Below are 26478 nucleotides of genomic sequence, written 5' to 3' on the forward strand. Positions count from 1 at the left end.
AACAATACATTATGAAGAAAGTATTTCTATTGTTTTCCTTAGTATTTATCTATGGCACTTCTTTTGGCCAGGGGAAATATGAAGGAAAATTTGAGCAAATGGGAACGCTGCTACCTTCTCCAAACGTTTACCGAACAGCTTCAGGAGCTCCGGGTCCGGAATATTGGCAGCAACGTGCAGATTATGACATCGATGTCAAGCTTGATGATAACAAGCAAACAATTACTGGAAGTGAAACGATTACCTATTATAATAATTCTCCAAACCCTTTAGGCTATATCTGGGTTCAGCTTGATCAAAATATGAGAGCAACAGACTCGCATACTCCTAAAGTAGCTACTAATGGAATGCGAGACACTTTGTACAGCAAATGGGTTCCAGGAATAGAGGTTAATGATTATGAAGGAGGTTACAACATCAAGTCTGTAACTGATGAGAACGGAAATGACCTGAAGTATTTCATTAATAAAACAATGATGCGGGTTGAACTCCCTTCTGTGATGAATAATGGAGATACATTCAAATTTAATATTGAATGGTCATATAACATCAACGACAGAATGAGTGATGGTGGTCGTTCAGGACTTGAATACTTCCCGGAAGATGATAACTTCCTTTACACAATTGCACAATTCTATCCAAGAATGGCTGTTTACAGTGATTTTGATGGATGGCAAAATAAACAATTCCTTGGAAGAGGAGAGTTTGCATTACCATTTGGTAACTATGAAGTATCAATCACTGTACCTTCAGATCATATAATTGCCTCCACTGGCACATTACAAAACCCGAAAGAAACTCTTACTGAAGAACAAAGAGAAAGATTTGAAAAAGCTAAAACTTCATTTGACAAGCCAGTATTCATCGTAACTGAAAAAGAGGCTATAAAAAATGAAAAGAAAAAAGCTTCTGATACAAAAACCTGGGTATTTAAAGCGGAAAATGTAAGAGACTTTGCATTTGCTTCTTCAAGAAAATTTATCTGGGATGCTCAGGCAGTAAAATTACCTAATGGTAATACTCCTTTAGCAATGTCTTTTTACTCAAAAGAAGGAAACCCTCTTTGGGAAGAAGAATCTACAAAAGCTGTTGTCAACACATTAAAAACATATTCTAAGTATACCATTGACTATCCATATCCGGTTGCTATTTCTGTTCATGCAGCATCTATCGGTATGGAGTATCCTATGATCTGTTTTAACTTTGGTCGTCCTGATGAAAAAGGAAACTATTCTGAAACTACCAAATACAGAATGATCGGTGTAATCATTCACGAAGTAGGTCACAACTTCTTCCCAATGATCATCAACTCTGATGAGCGTCAGTGGACATGGATGGATGAAGGACTTAATACATTTGTTCAATACAGAACTGAAGTTGAACAATATGACAACTTCCCTTCTCGAAGAGGACCTGCAGCTAATATCGTAAGATACATGAAAGGTGAAAAGCAATATATCAGACCAATCATGACTAACTCTGAGCAGATCCTTCAGTTCGGTAACAATGCTTATGGAAAACCTGCTACAGCATTGAACATTCTTCGTGAGACTGTAATGGGACCAGAGTTATTCGATTATGCATTTAAAGAATATGCTAAAAGATGGGCATTTAAACACCCTACTCCAGCTGACTTATTCAGAACAATGGAAGATGCTTCAGCAATAGATCTTGACTGGTTCTGGAAAGGATGGTTCTACAGTACAGATCATGTAGATATTACAGTAGAAAATGTAAGATGGTTCAAGTACACAGAAGACAAAGAAAAACTTGAAAATCAGGTAAGCGTTTCTGCCTCACAAGAACCGGGAGAAGCTTCTGAAGGTGAAACAGCATTAGAAGAACCAATGTATTTCACTATCGCTGAAACTCCTGACAGATATTACGGCGAATTCATGAATCGTGTAGATGAAAAAGAAATCGTAAACAAAGCTAAAGACAAAAACTTCTACGAAATAACTTTCGAAAATGAAGGTGGCCTTGTTATGCCGATCATCGTTGAATTCACATATGCAGACGGAACTACTGAAACTCAAAAGATCCCTGCTGAGATCTGGAGAAGAAACGAAAATGTAGCAGTTAAAACTTTCGTAACAGAAAAAGAAGTAACAAGAATCACAGTTGATCCAAATCTGGAAACTGCAGATGTGAATCTTGAAAACAACGTATATCCAAGAAAAGATGTTAAATCTGCCTTCGATAAATTCAAAGAAGGAACCAACTAAAACAGATTAACAAACGTTTACATAAAAGAGGCCGGAGAATTCCGGCCTTTTTTTTACTTTTGCAGGAAACTGAAACTATTATTTATGAAAAGATTGCACTTAATCGCGCTTACTTTTCTTTCGATTTTTATCGCCTCTGCACAAGGCAAGTACGAAGGAAAGTTTGAACAGCTTGGGACTATGCTACCTTCTCCAAATGTATACAGGACAGCTTCAGGAGCTCCTGGACCTGAATACTGGCAGCAAAAAGCTGACTATGATATCAAGGTATCTATTAATGATAAAACTCAAGTATTATCAGGCGAGGAAACTATTAAATATTATAATAACTCTCCGAACCCACTAGGTTATTTGTGGATACAGCTTGATCAAAACATAAGAACTCAGGAAAGCCTTGCCAATACTTCAGAAAAGCAACAAATGGCTTCTAAAATTCCTTCTAAAATATTGAAATCAACTGCTGAATTCAGTGGCTATGAAGGTGGATTCGACATAAAAAAGGTAACTGATAAAGATGGAAATGATCTAAAGTATTTCATCAATGGAACCATGATGCGAATTGAGCTTCCTTCAGTTCTATCAAATGGGGATACTTTTACTTTTAATATCGACTGGTCATACAATATTTATGATCGAATGTATATCGACGGCAGAGGAGGATATGAATACTTCCCTGAAGATGACAACTTCGCATATACTATTGCTCAATGGTATCCAAGACTTGCTGTTTACTCTGATTTTGAAGGGTGGCAAAACAAGCAATTCCTTGGAAGAGGAGAGTTTGCTCTTACTTTTGGCGACTTTAATGTGGAGATTACTGTACCGGAAGATCATATTGTTGCAGCAACCGGATCGCTTCAAAATGCTAAAGATGTTTTAACAAAAGAGCAAAACAATCGATTTGAAAAAGCAAAAAATTCTTTTGATAAGCCTGTATTCATCGTTACCGAAAAAGAAGCTATCGAAAATGAAAAAGATAAATCGACTAAATCTAAAACCTGGGTATTCAAAGCAGAAAATGTAAGAGACTTTGCATTTGCTTCTTCAAGAAAATACATCTGGGATGCACAAGCTGTAAAAATCGGTGATAAAACTCCTTTAGCGATGTCGTTTTATCCTAAAGAAGGAAATCCTCTTTGGGAAGAAGAGTCTACAAAAGCAGTTAAAAACACTTTAATCACCTATTCTGAGCATACCATCGAGTATCCATATCCTGTAGCTATTTCTGTACATGCTGCTAATCAGGGAATGGAGTATCCAATGATTTGTTTCAACTATGGTCGACCTTCAAAAGATGGTTCATATTCACAGCGAACTAAAGAAGGAATGGTCGGCGTAATCGTTCATGAAGTCGGACATAACTTCTTCCCGATGATCATTAACTCAGACGAGCGTCAGTGGACATGGATGGACGAAGGTTTGAATTCGTTTATGGAGCATGTTACTATGACAGAACACTATCCTGATTTTGACCTGACTTGGGGTACTCCTAAAGGTGTAACTAACTACATGAGAGGCAGTAAAGAATTTATCCGCCCGATAATGACTCAGTCTGACAATATTCTTCAGTTTGGATATAATGCTTATGGAAAGCCTTCTGCAGGTTTAGTAATGCTTCGTCAAACGATTATGGGTGAAGAATTATTTGACTATGCTTTTAAAGAATATGCACAACGATGGGCGTTTAAGCATCCTACTCCTGCTGATTTTTTCAGAACAATGGAAGATGCTTCTGCATTTGACCTTGACTGGTTCTGGAAAGGATGGTTCTACTCAATCGACCATGTAGACATTTCGGTTGATAATGTTAAATGGTTTAAATATACGGAAGATAAAAAAGTCCTTGAAAATCAGGTTAATGCTGAAGCCTCAGCACAACCAGGAGGAGAAGACAAGAAAAGCAACTCTTTAGAAGAGGGCCCGTCTTACTTTACGATCACTGATACACCTGACAGATATTATGGTGAATTCATGAACAGAGTAGATTCGAAAGAAGTAGTTAATAAAGCAAAGGATAAAAACTTCTATGAAGTAACTTTCTCAAATAAAGGTGGATTAGTGATGCCTTTGATTCTTGAATGGCACTATACTGACGGAACTACCGAAAGAGAAGTTATTCCTGCAGAGATCTGGAGACGTAATGAAAATGAAGTGACGAAAGTATTCGTTAAAGAAAAAGTAGTTTCGAAATTGGTTTTTGATCCTGAAGGAGAACTGGCAGATGTTGAACCAACAAACAACACCTTCCCGCAGGCTGATCTGGAATCTGCTTTTGATAAGTTTAAAAGGGAGAATTAATAAAATAAAGAAATCATAAAAGAAGCTCGTGTTTATTACACGAGCTTTTTTTTTAATATCAGTATTAATATCTTCATGAGAATTTTTTAACCTACTTTTTCAACTTATGAATTCTAGAATTTTTCTATTTCTTTTAATTGGAGCATTTATAGTCTCCTGTAGTGAAGATGAGCCTATTAGAAAGTTTGACTATGATATTAAAATGTCGGGGGTAACAATTAATAGTTCCGATATTACAATTAACCAGGCAAATGTTAAAGCTGAGGGATCTATCGGAGCGTTTTATAGTAGATTTTATTATAAATCAAAAGACCAGGCAGAATATCAATTTATCGAAGATGAAAATAATGATCGGCAGGAGGTTTTATCGAATTTGGATCCTGCTACCACTTACCAGGTTTACTATCAGGTTTACGATGAAAAAGACACATTAAATAGTGGGGTGTTTTCCTTTACTACAAAAGCTTTTCCACATGATCTGGATTTTTCTCCTCTTACGGACTTTACTGATTATCCACATTCATCTTTTAATGAGTTGTATAACCAGAATTATTATTTTTCTCACGATAAAGCTTTTCACAAATTTTATGCACCGGGGATTTCCGAATATGACATCAGTGACATTTCTATTTATACAATTCCCGACAATGAAAATGAAAAAATATTTTCCGAATTTGAGATAATTTCTGATACTGTGATTTTTCAAATTCCAGAAGGTTACAATTTCACCCCAGCTAATCTGGGCAGTTTTAAATATGCAAAAGCAGTTTTAAAAGTAAAGGATTGGTATCAATATTTACCAAGTTATGGGTCTATATTAAATGGAATTTCCGATCCGGGAACATATGAATCTAATATTGGTAAATTTAAAATCTTTAATTCTAAACCATATATCTCTGAATACTTTTATGGAACTGTATGGGGTGATGACATGTTGCAATTAAATGGTGGATTTAAAGGTAATTCTGATGGATTGTACTGGGACCCTTCCGGAGCAATATTGACTATTTGGGATCAGCAGGGAAACGTTTATAACACTTATGTTTTCCCGAATAATTTGAGTACTGCGGAATGTAATGATTTTCAAATCTGGTCGAATATGGGTGAAGAAATAGAAGATAATCTTCTGATATATCACCATAATAAATATAGTCAAGTAAAAACCTGCGGCTTACCAAGTGGAGTATATACTGCTCAAATTGAAGTGGTCATGCCTAATGGAAGGAATGATTTCACCAACAAAATCACTATTACGGTAGAATAAATATTTTTATATAATATAAATGCCATGGCAATCTATGTCATGGCTTTTTTGTACCATTTAAATTCTGGGCATCACCTGTCAGGATCATTTGTATTTGAAAAAACACTCATTCTAAAATTAAAAACAAACACAGCTCACATCACAAGAAAGCAATTACTCAGATATATGATATATACGAATTGAACCTCCACCTACTTTTGCTACAGGCTCATATTTTCTCAACCAGTCGTAACGCTCCTCAAAAGGAACATCATAACCTATAAAATCCACAAAATCACACGGTTTTTCAAGGCCCCAATCCGGAATTTTTCTATATACAAATTCACTAATAGCAATCCATCCTGTCTTTTTTTCTGTTGGCCCGATATATGACATATCAGGCAAATCATAATTGCACAGGTTATAAGTATGAAAAATAGCCACATGAAGGCTATCAACATCTTTTCCTTCAAAAAAATCCTCAAGTTCATACATACCTTGTCCCCAGTCTAAATCACTATCTACTATAATGTTGCCGGGTTCATTTCCGCCAAACAGGTTAAAATAAGAAAGCCAGTGAGGATATTGTGACCAGGAAATAATCACCTGGGTACTCAGGAGTAAAGCTGTACCAACACAAGCATAGTATATTTTAGACTTATCAACCTTATCAATTAGAATTGTTACCCCGAAAGCTGAAACTAAGGCAATAAATGGAAAAACCTGGATAATATGTCGAAGTCCTATATTTAAATTACTTATAAAACTCAGCAAGAAAATAATGACAATGACACTATATATTCCCAATACTTTCCAGGTAAAAACCCGATAGTATATCGTGATTATAATTGATAAAAAAAATAGAAGTAACAGGGTTAATGGCGTTTTCACTATAAACGAAACAGGGTAAAAGAAAATACTACCAGTGGGTTTAAGGTCTCCCATCAGGTATCCCTTTAGTGGGACCTGGTTTTGGCACCAGGTATCCCCAAGGCCTTTAAAAAATTCCGGTGCCGGCACCTTCCAGCTTAGCATTTGTGAAAGAATGGGATTAGATGCATAACAATTGCCTGCATCTAGAATTCCATCATGAGGGATTTCACCAATCAACCCAAATGAAAATCTATAAACCGTCCATACTGTTAGCAAGGAGCAAAAGAGGATTAGTGGTAAGGTTTTAAAATAGGGAAATAAATCTTTAGAATTCTTCCAAACTTTTAATGCCAGGAAAACTAACAATGAAGGTGTAACAAATAATATGGCAGTGAATTTTGTACATACTGCCAGTGCAAAGCCAATACCCATCAACACCGAACGTTGCAAATCAGGTTTTTCGATCCATAAAATTATCAGGTAAATAGATAATAGACATGTTCCCATTGCTGGCACATCAGTTGTCGCTAAAGTAGAGTGTGCCACTACCAATGGAGTAGTTGCCAATAAAATCACAGCAATGTACCCCGTTAATTTCCCATTGAGGTTATTGCCGACTAAATACACCAAATACAGAGTTAAAAGTAAAAATATTAGGATACCTAACCGCGCATATGGCAAAAAACTACGATATTCTTCACTTGAATCAAATTGTTTAGCTAATGCCCCGCCTGCTGCTCCATTCTTCCAATAATTTTCATGTAGATCTTGAGGAATTTTTACTCTTTCACCTCTTAAGTATGGTATAACAGCACTCCAAATCCTTGAAAAAGGAGGGTTTTGAGGTGAAACCTCATAAGATCCCTGAAACCATTCAAGACCTGCTACAATGTGACCTGACTCATCATGGGTCTGTGATAGTTTCGACATACTGGAAACCATTAGTATAACACTTACTAAAACGACCAGTATAGTGATTATTGGCAGGGCATGATTGAACCCTATTTTGAGTTTCATATATTAATATACCAATTATTATTGCTTTGATCGCCAGTAAGAGGTTTTATTATGAGGTAAACAAAAAGAACACAGTACTTTTTCTAAATATAAAAATCAAACAACATGAGTTTCACAATCTAATAACTAACGCCAATACTTTCTCTTATGAATTACCTTTAAAGTAATTAAAGATATCCGCTAAAAATCCCTTGTATTTATCTAATCTATAATCTTAAGAATTTCACTTAGCCCTTTAGCATATTTGCTATTATAATACTGACTTTGAGATTTCTTCAATTCTTTAATCAAAAATGCCTTTTCGCTTTCAGGTATATACTTAATATTAAACTCTTTTGGCCGCTGTAAAATATTAATATACCATCCTTCGTCTTTTCCTCCAGCATTCAACCACCAATCATATATTTCTGGCAGCTGACCTACATTTAACGATGAAATTGTTGGAGAAATAAAAACCCTTACTGCTGTGTTGTTTATTAAATACTGTAAATTTTCTTCGAGTTTTTGGAAATTCTGACCTGTGCGTATTGATTCGCCGTGTTGTCCAATGCCATCAATACTAATCATTACTTCTACATCATCAAAGTGATCCCACAGATCGGTAACTTTTCTTTCTTTAAATGACAATGAAGAAAGGTTAGTATTATACCTGAGAGTAGGTTGGGCACCTGTATTTGTCAGCAAATCGAGCAATTTGTAATGCTCTTCCATAATCAACGGCTCACCCCCGGCAAAATAAAACTCATCAGCCTGAATGAGTAGTTCTCGGTTATCCTTAAAAAAACCATTAATATCCTCAATGTTTTTAATTATTGCCTGATCTGCTGCGGTATTACCATTCTTCTTTGCCTCTTCAAACCATTTAGAACTAGCTCCATGCCAGCAGGTTCGACACTTAAAATTACAGACATTTGAAAACCGGATATCCCAATAAACCGGGTGAGAAGAAATCGATCCGTCAGAATCAGTGTTTTGAACCAAATCAATATGTTGGACGAATTTTTTATTGTTTTCCTGTCTTAAACTTTCTACCCCATTCTCTTCTAGTGAATAACAGCCTTTACATGCTTTCACTTTTTTACCAGCAAGCATTTTAGTCCTAAGCTCCCTGAATTTTTCTCCATTCCAAATCTCCTCTAGTGATTCCTTATTGATATCTCCCATTGGCTTAGATGCAATACAACAGGGTTGCACTCTGCCATGTAACCCAACATGAAAATGTATCCAGGGAAGAATACAAAAAGCTTTATTGCTGTCTGAGACCCGAGGTTTCATCAGGAAAAATAGTTTCTGGAGAGGTCTACATTTCCCCCGGTAAGAATGATCCCTACTCTTTTATCCTTGAAGAGATCTTTTTCTTTTAAAATTGCTGCTACAGGAACAGCACAAGAAGGTTCTATAATGATCTTCATTCTTTCCCATACCAACTTCATTGCTTCAAGAATCTGCTCATCATTAACCAGAATTATATCCGCTATTCCTTCCTTGATAATGGCCCATGTTTTGTCTCCTAAAGTAACCAGTAAACCATCAGCAACAGTATCCGGAGTATGACTTTTGACTAACTCTCCACTCTTGAGTGATCGATATGCATCATCAGCTCCTTCCGGTTCACCCCCATACACCTTAATTCCCTTTCCGAAAACCTTCGCAGAAAGGATGGTTCCTGAGATAAGTCCACCACCACCAATAGGAGCAATAATTATATCAAGATCGTTAACTTCTTCGATTAATTCTTTGGCACAAGTTGCCTGGCCCAGGATTACATCGTTATGATTGAAAGGAGGTATAAAAATTGCCTCTTTCTCTTTTTGAACTTCTTCGAGAGTAGATTCCCTGGCTTCAAGAGTTGGTTCACATAATATTACCTCGGCTCCATAACCTTTTACAGCATTGACTTTTACTTTGGGAGCATTGTCAGGCATCACGATGTAAGCTTTTGCACCCAATATTTTTGCTGCATAAGCTACTGCCTGCGCATGGTTTCCACTTGAGTGGGTGACAAGCCCTTTTTTCAACTCAGCGTCAGATAAATTCAAAGCAGCATGAACCCCTCCACGGGCTTTAAAGGCACCTACCTTTTGGAAGTTTTCGCATTTAAAAAATAGCTCAGCACCACTGAGTTCATTAAAAAATTTACTGGTAAAAACCGGCGTATTATGAACATACGGGGAGATTTTTTCAGCAGCTTTATTAATATCTTCTTTTTTAATTTCAGCTAACATATTTAGTGTGCTTCAAGCCAATTATTTCCTGTTCCTGTTTCAACTTCCATAGGGACAGCCAGATCAGCAGCACCCATCATTCTTTTTGGAATTTCCTTTTTGATCAGGTCCAGTTCATCTTTATGTACATCAAATACAAGTTCATCATGAACCTGCAATATCATCTTAGACTTGAGATTTTTCTCTTTCATCCAATTATGAATATCAATCATTGCTACCTTAATAATATCCGCAGCACTTCCCTGTATTGGAGCATTTATTGCATTTCGCTCTGCAAAACCTCTATTCGTTGCATTCCTGGAATTAATATCTCGTAAATATCTTCGACGTCCTTTGATTGTTTCTACAAACTCATTTTCCCTGGCCTTATCAATAATGTCATCCATGTATTTTTTTACAGCCGGGAATTCTTCGAAGTAGGTTTCAATTAGCTCGGCCGCTTCTTTTCGTGGAATATTAAGTCTTTGTGAAAGTCCGAATGCAGAAATTCCGTAAATGATACCAAAGTTAGCTGTCTTAGCCTTCCTCCTCATATCGCTATCCACATCTTCCACATTAACTTTAAAAATTTTTGCGGCGGTAGCAGAGTGAATGTCTGTGCCATTTTTAAAAGCTTCGATCATATGTTTATCACCGCTAAATGAAGCCATGATCCTCAACTCTATTTGGGAATAATCCGCTGCTAAAAGGGTATAATCTTCGTTTCGAGGCACGAATGCTTTCCTTATCGCACGACCTTTTTCTGTTCTTATTGGTATATTTTGAAGGTTCGGATTTGTGCTACTTAACCTTCCGGTTGCTGCCACGGCCTGGTTATAACTGGTATGGATTCGGCCATCGCGTTCGCTGATTAGTTCGGGTAGCGCATCGATATAGGTGGATTTTAATTTTTGTATTTCTCTGAAATCAAGAATCTTTTGAGCAATCTCATGCTCATTTGCCAATCGTGACAAAATCTCTTCTCCAGTAGCAAATTGACCAGTCTTTGTCTTTTTAGGTTTTTTGTCAACTTTAAGCTTAACAAAAAGGATTTCTCCTAATTGCTTTGGAGATGCTATATTGAATTCCTCGCCAGCAATTTCAAAAATCTCTTCCTGGATCTTCAGGAGGTCTTTCTCCATCTCTTTTGATGATATTGCAAGCTCCTCTTTATCGACTTTTACTCCCTCAAATTCCATTGCAGCCAATACTTCAACCAATGGAGATTCCAGATCGGTGAGCAAGTCTTCCATCTGTAATTCCCTGATTTCTTTATCTAGCTTATTTTTAAGTCGTAATGTTATATCGGCATCTTCGGCTGCATAAACACCAACCTTTTCGATTTCAACATCACGCATATTACCCTGTTTTTTACCCTTTTTACCGATCAGCGTTTCTATACTTACAGGAGAATAATTAAGATAATTTTCTGCCAGGACATCCATGTTATGTCTCTGTTCTGGTTCCAGAAGATAATGAGCGAGCATGGTGTCATAATATGGACCACTTACTTCTATACCATACTTCTTCAAAACCAAAATATCATATTTAAGATTTTGACCAATCTTGGTGATTTTGTCGTCCTCAAAAATATCCTTGAATTTACTCAAAATAGCCTCGGCTTTTTTCTCATCTTCCGGGACAGGAATATAATAAGCCTCACTTTCTTTAAAAGAGAAAGAAAGCCCTACCAGAGAAGCTTCAAAAGCCTGAATTGAATCCGTCTCAGTATCGTAACAAATTTCCTTTTGCTTTTTTAAATATTTTACAAGCCTATCAATCTCCTTTTCTTCCGTTAACGTGTAGTACTCATGTTCAACAGTTTCAATAGTATCAATCTGGGCTGTTGTTGTTTCCTCTGCTTCATCTTCTGACACCTGGGCAAACATCTGTAGCTGACCTTTTGAATCGGCATCTTTAACTTGCTCACCAAAAACCCTTTTTAAGAGTGTTCTAAACTCCAGCTCATCAAAAACCTCCTTAAGCTTTTCTTCATCAGGACCTGTATATTCAAGGGCTTCAGGATCAAGATCTATATCACAGTCTATTTTAATTGTTGCCAATTCTTTAGACAAGATACCCTGAGGGCCAAATTCTATGACTTTTTCTTTTTGTTTACCTTTAAGGTCTTCGGCATTCTTAACCAGGTTTTCTACGGTACCATAAGTTTTCAATAACTTAGAAGCTGTTTTAGGACCAATACCTGGGATACCTGGAATGTTATCAACACTATCACCCTGCAAGCCCAACATATCTCTTACCTGATCTACATGTTCAATATCCCACTTCTTTTTAACCTCTTCAATTCCCAGTATATCAACACTATTGCCCATAAAAGCAGGCTTATAAAGGAAAATATTCTCTTCAACTAATTGAGAATAATCCTTATCCGGAGTCATCATATAAACAGTGAATCCTTCTTTTGCCGCCTTTTTACTTAATGTTCCTATAACATCATCAGCTTCCATCTTTGGAACCTCAAGAATTGGAATACCGAAACTTTCAATAATTTTTTTAACCCAGGGAACACCTGCTTTTATATCTTCCGGAGTCTCTTCTCTATTCGCTTTATATTCTTCATAAACTTCAGACCTGAAGGTAGGACCCGGAGGATCGAAGGCAACACCAATATGAGAAGGTTTCCTTTTATTGATAATCTCCAGTAATGCATTTGTAAATCCCAGCATAACTCCGGTATTAAGCCCTTTAGAATTAATTCTTGGGTTCTTACTAAAAGCAAAATGTGCTCGATATATTAATGCATAAGCATCCAGTAGAAATAATGTTTTTTTATTTTCAGCCATAGGTCTGAGTCATTCAAATTAAAATTTTCTTGTCAAAGTACTATTTTAAGCTAATTTGATTAAATATGAACGGGACAAACGTTTATATTGCAGCAATATTGTAAAATTGGCATAATCATTGAACTTGTTCACGAAAAAACTACAATAATGAAACGGATTCTATTTTTTAGTATTATCGCCCTGACCATTTTTCAGTCATGCAGTAGCGGTAAAAAGCAATTCGAGCAGGGAAATTACGAAGAAGCAGTATTTTTAGCTGTCAATCGGTTAAGAGATAAACCTGACAATAAAAAAGCTACACAAACCTTGCGTGAGGCATACCCGTTAGCGGTGAATCTTCACCTGAGAAAAATCAATCAGTATAAAACCAGTACTGACAGATTTAAATATGATCGAATTGCACAGTCTTATAAACTCTTAAATGATATGAACAGGGAAGTCGAAAGATGTCCTGCTTGTATGAACCTGGTTGAAACCAGAGGGTTTTTAAATGAATACAATGAAGCCGCAAGATTGGCAGCTGAAGAAAGATACCAGGCAGGTATTGAATACCTTTCTAATGGAGACAGACAGAGTGCTATAGAAGCAATTAATCATTTTAGAAGAGCAGAAGAACTTGTTTCTAATTATAAAGATGTCAATGAAAAAATAGAAGAAGCCAGGTGGGCTGCCACTTTGAAAGTATTGGTTGAACAAATACCAGTTCACTCTCAAACTTTTGGATTAAGTAATCAATTCTTTCAAAACCAGATAAATGAATATCTGGCTCATCAAAACTCAAATGAGTTTGTTCGATTTTTTACTGTTGATGAAGCAGAAAAAATGCAACTTGAAGAATTTGATCATTATATAAGAATGCAGTTTGATGATTTCCAGGTAGGTAACACTCACCTTCGTGAAAATTCGGAAGTGCTGACACGTGACAGCGTTAAAGTTGGAGAAGTGGAAGTTGAGGGTGTCAAAAAACCTGTGTATGGTACTGTTAAGGCAAAACTGACTATATTTACTAAAAGTGTAATGTCAAGAGGTTTACTTGATGTGCAAATATGGGATGCCAGATCAAACAGAATATTAAGACAGGAAAAACTTCCTGGCCAATTTGAATGGGTTACTCAATGGGGCAATTTTAATGGTGATGAAAGAGCCCTGACAAAAGAACAAATAGCAATAACAAGGAGAAGAGAAGTTCCTCCTCCACCTCCTCAGGATTTATTTATTGAGTTTTGTAAACCTATTTACGGACAAGTTACTAATTTGATATCCGGATACTACCGGGGTATTTAACCAGGAATAAAAAAATTAAAAAGGGCCGTTCTCGGCCCTTTTTTTATGCTATAATATTTTTAGAATTGATTCATTAGTTAAAGGCTTTCTCCTTGTAGTTCAATTAATAAACTTTTAATTGCTTATTGATTCAAATTTCTAAAACTTCCTATTTGTTAAAACTACATACCAACAGGAAGAAATACAGGAAAGGCCTGGATCTGAAATAAATTTCATTAGCTTCTATGTTAATCTTTTAATAAAAGGATATCATCGGTTTACCTTGAAATAAAAATGAATGGCAAATCACATTTACCCTGACTAATGCATTCAAAATATATAATTGATTTTGTTTAAAAGATAGGTAGTAATAGCAACTAAACTACATTATAATATACCCCCAAAAACCCTCAGAAATTGTCAAAATATAAAGAGCCCGGTCAAAAAACCGGGCTCTTAACCAGCTATGGAAAGAAAGATATACTTGTTTGAACTCTTAAAGTAATGAAAGTTATTCTAGTGAAGAAGCCTATTAGACAAACGGCTTATTTTTTACGATTAAACCAGCGATTTCTTCGATAAAATCCCGGAGTGACACTCCGGGATTCCCATTCAACCAGCTATGAAATAATCAACTTCTTTTAAGCGACTAACTTCAAGTGTATATTCCCTGAAAATCAAAAAGGTGAATGCGGTTTAGACCAACTATCTCGATCATTCGATTAACATATTAAATATTTCGGTAAAATAAATTTAGCGTTTTTTAGATCGGCCTTTATTTGGTTTCTTTTTCGAAGCTTTCTTCTTTTCTGATTTTGGCTTTTTATCGTGAAATGCTCCCTGGTAAGTAGGATCTTCCTTTTTCCGCTGATAATCGATCGCCCGAAGGATCTGTTGGTTCTCCTCTTTAGGTGTATCAGTAACCTCTACATCTGCCGGAATATCTTTTACCGGGATGGTCATTCGAATTATCTCTTCAATTTTTTTTATGTGATAATGCTCAGCAGGGTTTTCAAAGGTAATAGCAGTTCCTGCCTGCATAGCACGACCTGTCCTTCCTATTCGGTGAACGTAATCTTCATAAATAATCGGCACATCAAAGTTCACTACGTGAGAAACCATAGAGATATCCATTCCTCTAGCCGTTACATCGGTAGAAACTAATACTTTGATATTACCTTCCTTAAAGTCATTCATCGCGTTAATTCGAGAGTTTTGCCCTTTGTTAGCATGGATCACTCTCGCGCCGCCTTCAACTGTCCGTTCGAGATATTTGAAAATATTATCGGCTGTCTTTTTGGTTTTAACAAAAACAATCACTCTGTTGAATTCATCTTGTTTCAAAAAATAAGACAGGAGATTAATTTTTGTTTTAAAGTTAGGAACCTTATATAATTCCTGGCTAATAGTTTCTGCGGTACTGGCTTGCGGTGCAATTTCTACTCTTTCCGGAAACTCGAGAAATTCTTCCGAAAGCTTTTGGACATTATCTGGGAAAGTTGCAGAAAACAACAAGTTTTGCTTTTTCTGAGGAAGCACTTCTAAAAGACGAAGAATCTGATGAAAAAACCCCATATCCATCATTTTATCTGCTTCGTCCATTACCATAGTTTTAATATGCTTGGTAATGAATGCTTCTTTCCGGTAAATATCCATAAACCTCTGTGGTGTGGATATAATCAGGTCTACACCAGCCTCAGCAAGCTCAATCTGGGTTTTTGGCCCTAGCCCTCCATAAAAACTAACAATTCTCAAATCAAGATATTTGCTAAACTTTTTAGCCTCCTCTTCTATCTGTAAAACAAGTTCCCTGGTTGGCGCTAACACTACTGCACGAGGGTCATCTCCCTGCGCATATTTAAGTTTCATCAAAATAGGCAAGAGGTAAGCAGCTGTCTTTCCGGTTCCGGTTTGAGCAATGCCCAGCACATCATGACCTGCAGTAACCAGTGGGATAGCTTTTTTTTGAATAGGAGTGGGTGATTCATACCCTGCTTCTTCAATGGCATTTAAAAGCTGCCTGTTCAATTTAAAATCTTCAAAAGTATTTACTTGCTTCGACATATGAGATGAATGGGTTTTGATCAAAAAAAGACACTATCTTTACAAAAAAAACTAAAAGATGCGCAGTTATTTGATTTCCAATGCAAATATAGTCAATGAAGGCAGGATATTTAACGGTGATGTCCTTATTAAGGGTGGCCGTATCGAAAAAATATCCTCATCCATAAGTGCCGATCAGGCGGATGAAGTAATCGATGCTGAAGGAAAATATCTGTTCCCGGGAGTTATTGATGACCAGGTTCATTTTCGTGAACCAGGCCTGACTCATAAAGCAAATATTGCAACTGAATCCCGCGCTGCAGTCGCCGGAGGGGTTACTTCTTTTATGGAAATGCCCAACACCGTTCCACAGGCACTTACTCAGGAACTTTTAGCAGATAAATATGCAATTGCTGCCAAAAACTCGCCAGCAAATTATTCTTTCTTTATGGGAGCGAGTAACGACAACCTTGACGAGGTGTTAAAAACTGATCCCACTAAAGTATGCGGAGTAAAAATCTTTATGGGTTCAAGTACTGGAAATATGCTTGTTGATAACCAGCAGACACTGGAATCAATTTTTGGTTCCACAAATATGCTTATTGCGACCCATTGTGAAGATGAAGAAACAGTTAGAGCAAACACAGCGAAATACGTTGAAAAATATGGTGATGATATTCCAATAAAATACCATCCGACTATTCGTTCAGAAGAGGCTTGTTATAAATCATCTTCATTTGCAGTTGGTCTTGCCAGAAAGCATGGAGCCAGGCTACACGTACTCCATATAAGCACCGCTAAGGAACTTGAGTTGTTTTCAAACAAACTGCCTCTGGAGGAGAAAAAAATCACTGCAGAGGCTTGTATACACCATCTGTGGTTTTCTGATGAGGACTATGAGGAAAAAGGGACACTTATCAAGTGGAACCCTGCAGTAAAAAAGGCTTCGGACAGAGAAGCTATCTGGGAAGCTGTTAACAATAACACCATCGATGTAATCGCTACAGATCACGCCCCACATACTCTTGAAGAAAAGGACAATCCATATATGAAGGCTCCGAGTGGCGGACCATTAATTCAACATTCTCTTGTAGCTATGGTCGACAAGCATAAAGAGGGGAAAATAACACTGGAGCATATTGCCGAGAAAATGGCTCACAGTCCTGCGCGATTATTTAGAATCAAAGAAAGGGGTTATATCAGGGAGGGTTATTACGCCGATCTGACCTTAGTTGATCTGGAAGGAAGCACTCCAGTTACAAAAGAATCTCTCCTTTATAAATGTAAATGGTCACCTTTTGAAGGACATACCTTTAACAGCAAAGTAACTCATACTTTTGTTTCTGGAAACAAAGTATATGATAATGAGACGGTTATTGATGATAAGATGGGGATGAGGATGGAATTTACAGTTGATTGATAAAATTTAATCAATTAATCTTTGCAGTTTATTCTACCTTTTCTAAATTTGCTGCCCAATTAGACGGTGATTGTAGCTCAGTTGGTTAGAGCGCCAGTTTGTGGCACTGGAGGCCGCCGGTTCGAATCCGGTCTTTCACCCGAAAAAGCTCTCAGATTCTGAGGGCTTTTTTTGTTTTACCATCTCCCTTATTTAAATTCAGGTTTTGATTTTTTCCATCTACCAGAATTTTCTATGCTAACAAGAAAGATCTCAAAATATTCAGCGATCATTTTCACTATTTTACTTGCCGTTTTATGTGCTGAAATACTTAAAAAAGCTATTCATGGCTTTAAAGACTTTAACAGCCCCTATCTTTCAACGCTTATAATCATGGCTGCCATGGTACTGATTTATTATCCGGCATATCATTTTATTAAGCACTTAGCTGAAAAATTTTCAAAATCATATATCCGCAACACTAAAAAAGTTTTTAAAAGTAAATTCTTCGGAATATTCTTGGCAATAACCGTCGGTTTTTCAGCAATATATTGTATCTTTTTATACTTATGGTTTGATATAAATGTGCTGAAAATGATTGGTGTGGTATGATTAGCCTGAACACTTTTATGCAACTTCCAAGAGATGAAAAGATCAAATGCCTGTATCTTGAAGGGGAGTTTATTGTCTCAATTCGATACTATAAACATAAGGTGAATTTATATCTCCTGAGTAATTCTTTTGTAGAGGTATTTTACAATCCCAAAACTGACCGGATAGATCAAATCATCCCCCTTGATTTTAAAGTAAAGCGAATGAAATTTTATACCGATCAAATCTCTTTACCTCGTGTCAGTTGATCGTGCAACTTAATTATGGGTTGCAATACACTTTGCTTATTGTCGTTAAAAACCACCAGGTCTGCCAGTTTCTTTTTCTTCCCTTCACCCCATTGCCTGTCCATTATATCAAGAACCTGCTCTTTAGATCTTTCAGGATCGCGAATTAATACGCGATTCAATCTGTCATTTTTAGGTACGCTGACATGAATTACAAAATCAAGTGACTTATAACTTCCTGCTTCAAACAATAATGCAGCTTCTTTTATAAGATAATCATGGTTATTATTTTGATCCACCCATTTTTGAAAGTCTTTGCCAACAGCAGGATGTACAAGTGAATTAATCACTTTAGTTTTTTCCTCATCGGAAAAGACCTGACCGGCAAGATAAGCCCTGTTTGGAGTGCCATCATCATTATAAGACTCTTCACCAAAAGCTTCAATTATCTTTTTTTTGAGTTCAGAGTCTGTATGTAGCAAAGCCTTTGCCCTTGAATCAGCATCATACACCGGCACACTAAGTGCTGAAAAAATCTTACAAACCGTGCTTTTTCCTGCACCAATTCCGCCGGTTACTCCAATAAGCTTAGGGCTTTTCATTTTTAACAATTTCTATTTCACTGGAATCATAAGAAAGGATCTTCATCATTTGAGGATATTCGACTATTCGAGGAATAATAGTTGAATCGGATGTCAGGCTGTCATAATTTAATTCAACCACAATATCACTGCTATCCATACCTGTTCGATCTTTCAAAAAATAATAGGTTACTGCGATCTTTTCTTTCGATGGTGAGAATTCTTCCGGGAAATTCTCAAGCTGGAAAGGTACCATTTTTTGGATTTGGTTAGCCTTTTTTACTCTCACAGCAACATTGATCTCCTCGGGAGATGCCAGAACCAGATCAGATGTATAAGGTGGTTCTATTGCTTCCTCATAGTCTTCATCAAGTGGTTCTTCATAACTCAATGATAGCTGTATAGTATCTGGAATACTATCAACCATACTTTCAGGACCTGAATATTTAAGGTATCGCGTATTTAATAAAATACTATCCCCAAAATAAAACAAAGGCTTAAACTGAATTTCAGTTGAATCAAGATCAAGATACACACTCTTTTCCTTGAAATTCTGAATATCAAAGGCCAGTGTATCGGTGATAATTCGTAAAATTCTTAGATTAGAAAATTCATCTGCAATGATATCCCGGACCGAACTTGTCAGGATAAATTTCTGTTCTGTCGGATTCTGAATAGGAATTTGGATAGGTTCTTTATTTATCCCAAGGGTAGTCCTTAAAAGATCCCATCCTCCTCCGTTTACTTGAAGGGAGATATTGTCTGGCAATTCGCCTACTACGACTGTACTATCATTTTTAAACTTTAATTCAACAGGGTAATTTACTGTTGCTTCATAGTCTGCTTTATTTAAGGCATTAAAAAACCAAAAAGTAGTGGCGCCCAAAATACAGAGCGCCATTACTTTAGTGTTACTTCTTGATATAGTTTTTAAAAAACTTTTAATACTTCGAAAGAAGTCATTCATTCGGTTTATTTATCTTTTTTTGTGCCTTCATTAAGCCTTTTTGAGTTCTCAAGTGAGATAGCAGATCGCTCGAAAGTCAATTTAAATCCTCGTTCCACCTCTACAACTACAATATCATCGCTTGGCAGATCAAAGATCTTTCCGTGAAGTCCTCCGATAGTAACTACTTTATCTCCTTTTTTTAATTCACTGATAAATTTTTTAGTCTCCTTTTGCTTTTTCTGCTGTGGACGGATCATAAAGAAGTAAAATATAACTATGATCGCAACAAAAAATATTATCTGCGAATAGCCACTTCCATCAGCAGCCTGTAATAAAATTAAATCAAGCATTAATTAATCAGTTAATTTATAAGTTTATTTTAAGATAGAACTCTTACCATCACCCTTAGCAACATTTCCTTTAATATAAAGAACCGTTCTCGCAGGGTTAGTGTTTGCGGTAATTGTAACCGACTTGTTTTGTGTGCCCACTTTGTTTTTACTATCAAATCTCACGTGAATTTCTCCTTCTCCGCCAACTGGCACAGGCTCTTTTGTCCACTTTGGAGTTGTACAACCGCAAGAAGCCTGAACATTACCAATTACAAGCTCAGAATCACCTGTATTCTTAAATTTGAAAACGTGCTCTACAACATCTCCCTCTGTAATATCTCCAAAATCATAGATTTTGTCATTAAAATCAAATTCCGGCAACGGAGCATTTGGATCTAATTCCGGGGTTTTTGCCTTAGCAGTAGGCACAGGATTTGAAACTGGTGTACTAATCGCACCATTTTGCTCTAGCTGAGCGACCCTGTTTTCCAGGTCCTCAACTCTTTTCTCTAATTTTTCATTTGTACAGCTCGCTAATACGAAAGCTACCAAAGCAAATAAGCTAATCTTTTTCATTTTTCTCTTATTTTATTTTTTCTTCAATTGTCCTAATAATTCATCAACATCGTCAAGCAGTTGTTCTGCTTTATTCTTAGCATCTGAAACTACTTTTTCCCCATCCGTTTTTGCCTGGTTGGCATGTTCCACTTTTCCTTCTACAAGGTCATCTATCAGCTCTTCTAATATCTGTTTGTATCTGTCAAGCTGGTAAGTCACCCTGTCTCTGGTGTTACTGCCTTTATCCGGGGCGAATAAAATTCCTATAAGAGCACCGGAAGCCATACCGGTTAAAAAAGCTAATAAATTGTTTGATTTCATGGTATTACTATTTATTGTCTAAAAGTCCCCTTCCGCTCTTTTTAATCTTTCCGGCAGTTTTAAGATCATTGGCTATAACATCCAATACTCCATTAACAAACTGTCGGCTTTTAGGGGTACTGTACTTTTTTGAAATTTCTATAAATTCATTTATTGTAACCTTTACCGGAATGTTTGGAAAATTAATCATTTCCGAAACTGCCAGCATCAAAATTATTTTATCTGTTGTTGCCAGCCTTTCTACATCCCAGTTCTTTGTCTTTTCCGAGATGATCTCTTCATATTCTTCCTCATTGTCGAGCAAATAATCATAGGTGTCCTCGAAAAAAATTTTATCGTCTTCCCAATTATAAGATAATTCTCTCAATTCCACAGAATCTTCGTCAGATTCTTTAATGGTTTTTAAGGCCAGACTTTTAACAATATTTTTATCCTCTGCCCAATGAATATCTTCTTGTTCGAAGAAATCCATCACTGCCTGATTTTTAAATATAATATTTTTTACCAGGTATTGTGCAAAGATTTTGTCAGTTTCAAAATCACTTTCACCTGTAGAATACTTTTTATATTCCTCAGAATCCTTAATCAAGTTTTTGAACCACGATTCTACCTCAGGTCTCATTTCTGAAGTGTTAATCTTTTTTCTTAATAAAGCATTCTCAAAACTGTCAGAATTTCTTAGTAGGCCAATGACATCATTTTGTATAAAGTTGTCATCTTTTCCATTTTTTAAATACCTGTTAAACGAAGGGTCAGAAAGATCTGTTAATAATTTAAGCGCAAGCAAATAATGGTTATAAATCTCTTCCGCTTCAATTACCATCCGGCGCTTCAAGTGCGCTCGATCCTTCTTATTTTGAGCATCATATTCAATTAATGCTTTTTCGACTTCGGTATTTATTTTTTCTTCAAAGGATGAATCATAGACGAATTCTTCGCCATTTTCAAAGAGGTGATCAAATCTGGATAATGCCTTTTTCCTCTTTTCCTTGAGTTCTTCCTTATCCTGAACCTCATTCGCGTTGAGGTCCGGAAGAAAAGCATCGTGTACCAGATTTCTTGCCAACTCTTTATTTGCATTCTTACTTTGAAGAAATGCGAATATGCTTTGCATTGCTTTTATCCGAAGAATTCGTCTATTGATCATATCAGTAATTAAAGAACGTATTATTAAATTTCTTACTCGATTCTATATTAGTACGAAAGTTTTACCTTTCCAATTCTCTCAATCCTATCTACAGCCATTTTCATCGCTGCTTCTTGTGGAGTGATATTTTCTTTTTCAGCTCTGTCCAGGGCTTCAAGTAATGTATCATAGATCTTATCTGATTGCTCGTATGCCATTTTCGAATGGCCTTTCTTAGCATATTCCATGTATACATTGATCACTCCTCCTGCATTTATCAGGAAGTCTGGAGCATATACGATACCCCGGTTAATTAGTTCAGCTCCATGCTTTTTCTCATCTTTAAGCTGATTATTAGCAGCTCCGGCAACGATCTGGCATTTTAACTGAGGAATAGTATCATCATTCAAAGTGGCACCAAGTGCACAAGGTGCATAAATATCCATATCAAATGAATAAACATCTTTTGGATCTACAATCTCAGCACCATACTCCTTATTTACATGATCCAGTTTATCCTGGTTGATATCTGAGATAAAGACCTTGGCATTTTCTTTTGTCAGATGATTTACCAGGTATTCACCTACATTACCTACACCTTGAACAAGCACTTTTTTACCATCCAGGTTATCTTTCCCGTAAACCCTTTTCGCTGCAGCTTTCATTCCTACATAAGTTCCGTAAGCTGTTACAGGTGATGGATCTCCCATACCGCCCATGTATTCAGGCAATCCGGTCACATGCTTTGTTTCCACTCCGATGTGAACCATATCAGAAGTATTCATGCTTACATCTTCAGCAGTGACATACTTCCCGTTAAGACTTTCTACAAAACGACCAAACCTTCTCAAAAACGCTTCATTCTTAAGCTTCTTTGGATCACCAATGATCACTGCTTTTCCTCCACCAATATTCAATCCCGCAAGTGCATTTTTAAAAGTCATTCCCCTTGAGAGTCTCAAAACATCAGTAAGAGCTTCACTATCACTGGCATAATTCCACATTCTGGTTCCTCCAAGGGCAGGACCCAAAACTGTATTATGAACACCGATAATTGCTTTTAAACCTGTTGGCTCGTCATAACAAAAGACAACCTGCTCGTGCTCCATTTCGGTCATCTGGCTAAATATCGCCGCTCCATCCGAACCAGCAACTGCCTGAGCCTGATCTAAATCTTTTAATTCTTGCATTACTTTGGGTATTAATAAGTTGTTGTTTACTGTTTTTAATTACAAAATATTGCAAAAATACTCGATTTATATGAAATGACCTGCTATTAACTGATTGGTTTGTATTTTTTCCTGACATGTGGCCTGAAAAACTTCCCTTATCTTAACTTTGAATTTGGAACATAATGTAAATTCAAGCGTTTTACTTATTGTGAAAGAACTTAAACACCTCAATAAATATCTTTATAAGTACAAACATCTGATCCTGCTCGGATTGCTGTTCGTTATTATTAGTAACATTTTTGTTATTGCTCCTGCTCCAATCGTCAGGCATGCAATAGATTACGTTACTGGTACACTCAAACCTTACCATCTAATGGAAGGGACGGCTCTCCAGGATAATTTACTCGATCAGATATTTGGTCATATAGCCTGGTTTGTAATTCTTATAATACTAATGGCTGTTGGCCGGGGAATCTTTCTATTCCTTGTCAGGCAAACTATTATTGTGATGTCTCGCTATATTGAGTTTGATCTGAAAAATGAGATTTACAATCACTACCAGGAATTACCGCTGGGTTTTTACAGAAAAAACAATACCGGTGACCTGATGGCCAGAATTTCTGAAGATGTCAGTCGTGTAAGAATGTATCTTGGGCCAGCCATAATGTATGGGCTAAACCTGGTGACATTATTTCTGATGGTTATTCCTTATATGATCTCAATTAACCCAAAACTTACATTATATGCTTTAATACCTCTTCCCATTTTATCGATCAGTATTTATTACGTCAACAATATTATCAATAAAAGATCTGAGGAGATTCAACGGTCATTATCCGGCTTGAGTACTTTCGTTCAGGAAGCTTTTTCAGGAATAAGAGTAATCAAATCTTTTGTCCGGGAAGAAGATTCTGCCAAAAACTTCACTAAGGAAAGCAACAATTATAAACACAAAAATCTTAGACTGGTCTTTGTAAATGCGCTATTTCTTCCCCTGATAATGGGACTGATCGGACTTAGTGTGATCCTGACAGTATATATCGGTGGTAACGAGGTGATCCTGGGAAATATCACAGTTGGTAATATTGCAGAGTTCATTATTTATGTAAACATGCTAACCTGGCCAGTAACTTCACTTGGCTGGATTACTAGTATTATTCAACGTGCTGAAGCTTCCCAGGGAAGAATAAATGAATTCCTGAATACTAAAAATGAAATCATCTCTGAGAAAAATATTGACAAGGAATTAAAAGGAAAGATAACATTTGAAAATGTGACTTTTAAATATCCTGACTCAGGTATTACTGCTTTAAAAGATGTTTCCTTTGAGATTGACAAAGGTAAATCATTAGCTGTAATCGGGACTACCGGTTCGGGTAAATCTACCCTAGCAAACTTAATTAGCCGAATGTATGACGCCAATGAAGGACAAGTTCGGATAGATGATATTCCTATCAGAGATATAAAAGTTGAGAGATTAAGAAGTTCTTTGGGATATGTTCCTCAGGATGTTTTTCTTTTCAGTGACTCTATTAAAAACAATATCGCTTTTGGAACTCAAAATCTCACGGACGAACAAATTCATCAGGCGGCAAAAGACGCAGACGTTTATTATAACATCATCGACTTCCCAAATCAATTTGAAACAGTTTTAGGTGAAAGAGGAATCACATTGAGTGGCGGACAAAAACAACGAGTTTCTCTTGCACGAGCAATTGTAAGAAACCCTAAAATTTTGATTTTAGATGATTCTCTTTCTGCAGTTGATACTAAGACTGAAAATGCTATTCTCAATAGTTTACAGGAAATTATGAAGGGAAAAACTTCAGTAATCATTTCTCACAGGGTATCTTCTGCCAAACTTGCTGACCATATTATTGTACTGGATGAAGGGGAGATTGTTGAAAAAGGCACTCATGAAGAACTAATGAATAATAGGGGTCCCTATTTCGAATTATATGAAAAACAGTTAACTTCAGAAGACTCTGGCCAAACTCAGGAAATATGAAGAAACCAGCACTACTTATATTATTATTTTTAATCACTGTCTTTTGTTTTGCTCAGACACCAACCACTGTTACGATCAGGGTTCTTGCTAAGGATGCCAAATTCATTGGCACAGGCATGGGTGGAATGAATGTAGTAATTAAAAACAGCTCTAACGGTGAAGTTATGGCTAGTGGAACAATTGAAGGAGGAACAGGTAATACATCAAAAATTATTGCAGATTCAATAGGTCGATATCAGCAAAAAGCCACACCTGAAAGCGCCGACTTCACTACGCAGTTAACCCTGACTCATCCTCAAAAAATAACAGTTTCTGTCAATGGCCCTCTTTCTTTAGAACCTGAAAACAGGATTACTGCAACAGAGGAATATTGGATTATCCCTGATCAGGATTTATCTGAAGAAGGGTTGATTTTAGAAATTGATGGTTTTGCAATTACAGCTAAAGATCCTGTGAAAAATGAAGATGGTTCCTACACTTTAAAAATGCATTCTGTAATGCTTTGTGGCTGCCCAATTACACCAGGAGGATTCTGGAATGCAAACAAAATGAAGGGAACTGCCTTGATTTATAAGAATGGGGAACTTCTTAAAAAGGTAGATATGGAGCCTGGTAAGGAAAAAAATACTTTTATCGGCAATTGGAAACCTGACCAAAAAGGCTTTTATAATATTTACTACAGCCTTTTTGATCCAAGAAATAATAATACCGGAGTTGATGAAGTTTCTTTAACCGTCGATTAAAGATCATTTGCAATCAGCTGCATTAGTTCCTCAAGATGCTTCTTGTCAGTTTCATCAAAGTCATTGAGTTCTTTGCTATCAATATCCAAAACACCTTTTACCTTTCCGTCAGTTATAACAGGTACGACAATTTCAGATTTAGAAGCACTGCTGCAGGCAATATGTCCAGGAAAAGCATCCACATCAGGCACCAACATAGTCTCCGCCTGATCCCATGCCGTTCCACAAACCCCTTTACCTTTTTTTATTCTTGTACAGGCAATTGGTCCCTGAAACGGACCCAATACTAACTCATCATCTTTTACCATGTAAAATCCCACCCAGAAAAAATCAAACGCTTCTTTTAAAGCTGCTGCTACGTTGGCCTGGTTGGCTACTCTATCAGTTTCGCCACTGATCAAGGCCTGAATCTGGGGTTTTATAGATTGATAAATATCCTCTTTTGTTGCCTGATCCGGAATTAAAAGTGTTTCTGCCATA

The 26478-nt window shown here is 36.7% G+C and carries 22 protein-coding genes and 1 tRNA gene; 10 read left to right on the plus strand and 13 right to left on the minus strand.

Annotation, left to right across the window (positions count from 1 at the left end; all coding sequences use genetic code 11):
- Window positions 1-11: 11 nt before the first annotated feature.
- From OO013_RS12265 to OO013_RS12275, 3 genes are all read left to right on the plus strand, one after another.
- Complete coding sequence (locus OO013_RS12265; RefSeq protein ID WP_266057102.1) at window positions 12-2225, plus strand: M1 family metallopeptidase; 2214 nt, start codon at window positions 12-14, stop codon at window positions 2223-2225.
- Window positions 2226-2309: 84 nt separating this feature from the next.
- Window positions 2310-4523: a M1 family metallopeptidase gene (locus OO013_RS12270; protein WP_266057103.1), complete on the plus strand. Its 2214-nt coding sequence runs from the start codon at window positions 2310-2312 to the stop codon at window positions 4521-4523.
- Window positions 4524-4629: 106 nt separating this feature from the next.
- On the plus strand, window positions 4630-5787 hold the full coding sequence (locus tag OO013_RS12275; RefSeq protein ID WP_266057105.1) for a fibronectin type III domain-containing protein: 1158 nt from the start codon (window positions 4630-4632) through the stop codon (window positions 5785-5787).
- Between the two features lie 153 nt (window positions 5788-5940).
- Here the strand turns inward: OO013_RS12275 and OO013_RS12280 are convergent, their stop codons facing one another.
- The 4 genes from OO013_RS12280 to polA all read right to left on the minus strand — a co-directional run bounded on the left by OO013_RS12280 (window position 5941) and on the right by polA (window position 12664).
- Window positions 5941-7656, minus strand: a complete 1716-nt coding sequence (locus OO013_RS12280) for an ArnT family glycosyltransferase (protein WP_266057107.1) — start codon at window positions 7654-7656, stop codon at window positions 5941-5943.
- A gap of 201 nt (window positions 7657-7857) precedes the next feature.
- Window positions 7858-8931, minus strand: a complete 1074-nt coding sequence (locus OO013_RS12285) for a twitch domain-containing radical SAM protein (RefSeq protein ID WP_266057108.1) — start codon at window positions 8929-8931, stop codon at window positions 7858-7860.
- Complete coding sequence (locus tag OO013_RS12290) at window positions 8931-9881, minus strand: threonine ammonia-lyase (RefSeq protein WP_266057110.1); 951 nt, start codon at window positions 9879-9881, stop codon at window positions 8931-8933. Before OO013_RS12290 ends, OO013_RS12285 begins: the two co-directional genes overlap by 1 nt.
- A gap of 2 nt (window positions 9882-9883) precedes the next feature.
- On the minus strand, window positions 9884-12664 hold the full coding sequence (polA, locus tag OO013_RS12295) for a DNA polymerase I (RefSeq protein ID WP_266057112.1): 2781 nt from the start codon (window positions 12662-12664) through the stop codon (window positions 9884-9886).
- Between the two features lie 147 nt (window positions 12665-12811).
- Between polA and OO013_RS12300 the strand changes: the two genes are divergently transcribed.
- The gene (locus OO013_RS12300) at window positions 12812-13948 is read left to right on the plus strand and encodes a hypothetical protein (RefSeq protein WP_266057114.1); all 1137 of its coding nucleotides are present in this window, start codon (window positions 12812-12814) and stop codon (window positions 13946-13948) included.
- A gap of 732 nt (window positions 13949-14680) precedes the next feature.
- On the opposite strand, the gene OO013_RS12305 is transcribed toward OO013_RS12300, so the two are convergent.
- Complete coding sequence (locus OO013_RS12305) at window positions 14681-15991, minus strand: DEAD/DEAH box helicase (protein ID WP_266057116.1); 1311 nt, start codon at window positions 15989-15991, stop codon at window positions 14681-14683.
- A gap of 58 nt (window positions 15992-16049) precedes the next feature.
- On the opposite strand from OO013_RS12305, the gene OO013_RS12310 reads away from it, so the two are divergent.
- The 4 genes from OO013_RS12310 (at window position 16050) to OO013_RS12325 (ending at window position 18229) form a co-directional block, all read left to right on the plus strand.
- Window positions 16050-17390, plus strand: a complete 1341-nt coding sequence (locus tag OO013_RS12310; RefSeq protein WP_266057118.1) for a dihydroorotase — start codon at window positions 16050-16052, stop codon at window positions 17388-17390.
- A 65-nt stretch (window positions 17391-17455) separates the two neighbouring features.
- Window positions 17456-17531: transfer RNA gene (locus OO013_RS12315), tRNA-His, on the plus strand.
- A 93-nt stretch (window positions 17532-17624) separates the two neighbouring features.
- Window positions 17625-17981, plus strand: coding sequence for a hypothetical protein (locus tag OO013_RS12320; RefSeq protein WP_266057120.1), 357 nt, complete (start codon window positions 17625-17627; stop codon window positions 17979-17981).
- 17 nt (window positions 17982-17998) lie between these two features.
- Entirely contained in the window at window positions 17999-18229 is a 231-nt protein-coding gene (locus tag OO013_RS12325; RefSeq protein ID WP_266057121.1) for a hypothetical protein, read from the plus strand.
- Here OO013_RS12325 and coaE read toward each other — a convergent pair.
- The 7 genes from coaE to OO013_RS12360 are packed head-to-tail and all read right to left on the minus strand — an operon-like array spanning window position 18202 to window position 23265.
- The gene (coaE, locus tag OO013_RS12330) at window positions 18202-18810 is read right to left on the minus strand and encodes a dephospho-CoA kinase (RefSeq protein ID WP_266057122.1); all 609 of its coding nucleotides are present in this window, start codon (window positions 18808-18810) and stop codon (window positions 18202-18204) included. The two genes, OO013_RS12325 and coaE, sit on opposite strands and share 28 nt — an antisense overlap.
- Window positions 18797-19756, minus strand: a complete 960-nt coding sequence (locus OO013_RS12335) for a YbbR-like domain-containing protein (protein WP_266057124.1) — start codon at window positions 19754-19756, stop codon at window positions 18797-18799. Before OO013_RS12335 ends, coaE begins: the two co-directional genes overlap by 14 nt.
- A gap of 5 nt (window positions 19757-19761) precedes the next feature.
- Window positions 19762-20088, minus strand: a complete 327-nt coding sequence (yajC, locus tag OO013_RS12340) for a preprotein translocase subunit YajC (protein ID WP_266057126.1) — start codon at window positions 20086-20088, stop codon at window positions 19762-19764.
- A 24-nt stretch (window positions 20089-20112) separates the two neighbouring features.
- Window positions 20113-20646 (minus strand): DUF1573 domain-containing protein, encoded by a 534-nt coding sequence (locus tag OO013_RS12345; RefSeq protein WP_266057128.1) that lies wholly within the window; start codon window positions 20644-20646, stop codon window positions 20113-20115.
- Window positions 20647-20658: 12 nt separating this feature from the next.
- Window positions 20659-20949 (minus strand): YtxH domain-containing protein, encoded by a 291-nt coding sequence (locus tag OO013_RS12350; RefSeq protein ID WP_266057130.1) that lies wholly within the window; start codon window positions 20947-20949, stop codon window positions 20659-20661.
- A gap of 7 nt (window positions 20950-20956) precedes the next feature.
- Window positions 20957-22096, minus strand: a complete 1140-nt coding sequence (nusB, locus tag OO013_RS12355; RefSeq protein WP_266057132.1) for a transcription antitermination factor NusB — start codon at window positions 22094-22096, stop codon at window positions 20957-20959.
- Between the two features lie 47 nt (window positions 22097-22143).
- Complete coding sequence (locus OO013_RS12360; protein WP_305067228.1) at window positions 22144-23265, minus strand: Glu/Leu/Phe/Val family dehydrogenase; 1122 nt, start codon at window positions 23263-23265, stop codon at window positions 22144-22146.
- Between the two features lie 190 nt (window positions 23266-23455).
- Here OO013_RS12360 and OO013_RS12365 point away from each other — a divergent pair, with 190 nt between their 5' ends.
- Window positions 23456-25255, plus strand: coding sequence for an ABC transporter ATP-binding protein (locus OO013_RS12365; protein ID WP_266057134.1), 1800 nt, complete (start codon window positions 23456-23458; stop codon window positions 25253-25255).
- The gene (locus OO013_RS12370) at window positions 25252-25998 is read left to right on the plus strand and encodes a hypothetical protein (protein ID WP_266057135.1); all 747 of its coding nucleotides are present in this window, start codon (window positions 25252-25254) and stop codon (window positions 25996-25998) included. Before OO013_RS12365 ends, OO013_RS12370 begins: the two co-directional genes overlap by 4 nt.
- On the opposite strand, the gene OO013_RS12375 is transcribed toward OO013_RS12370, so the two are convergent.
- Entirely contained in the window at window positions 25995-26477 is a 483-nt protein-coding gene (locus OO013_RS12375; RefSeq protein WP_266057136.1) for a free L-methionine (R)-S-oxide reductase MsrC, read from the minus strand. The genes OO013_RS12370 and OO013_RS12375 overlap by 4 nt on opposite strands.
- Window position 26478: the final 1 nt, after the last annotated feature.

Source organism: Mangrovivirga halotolerans, assembly GCF_026241165.1.
Lineage (GTDB): Bacteria > Bacteroidota > Bacteroidia > Cytophagales > Cyclobacteriaceae > Mangrovivirga > Mangrovivirga halotolerans.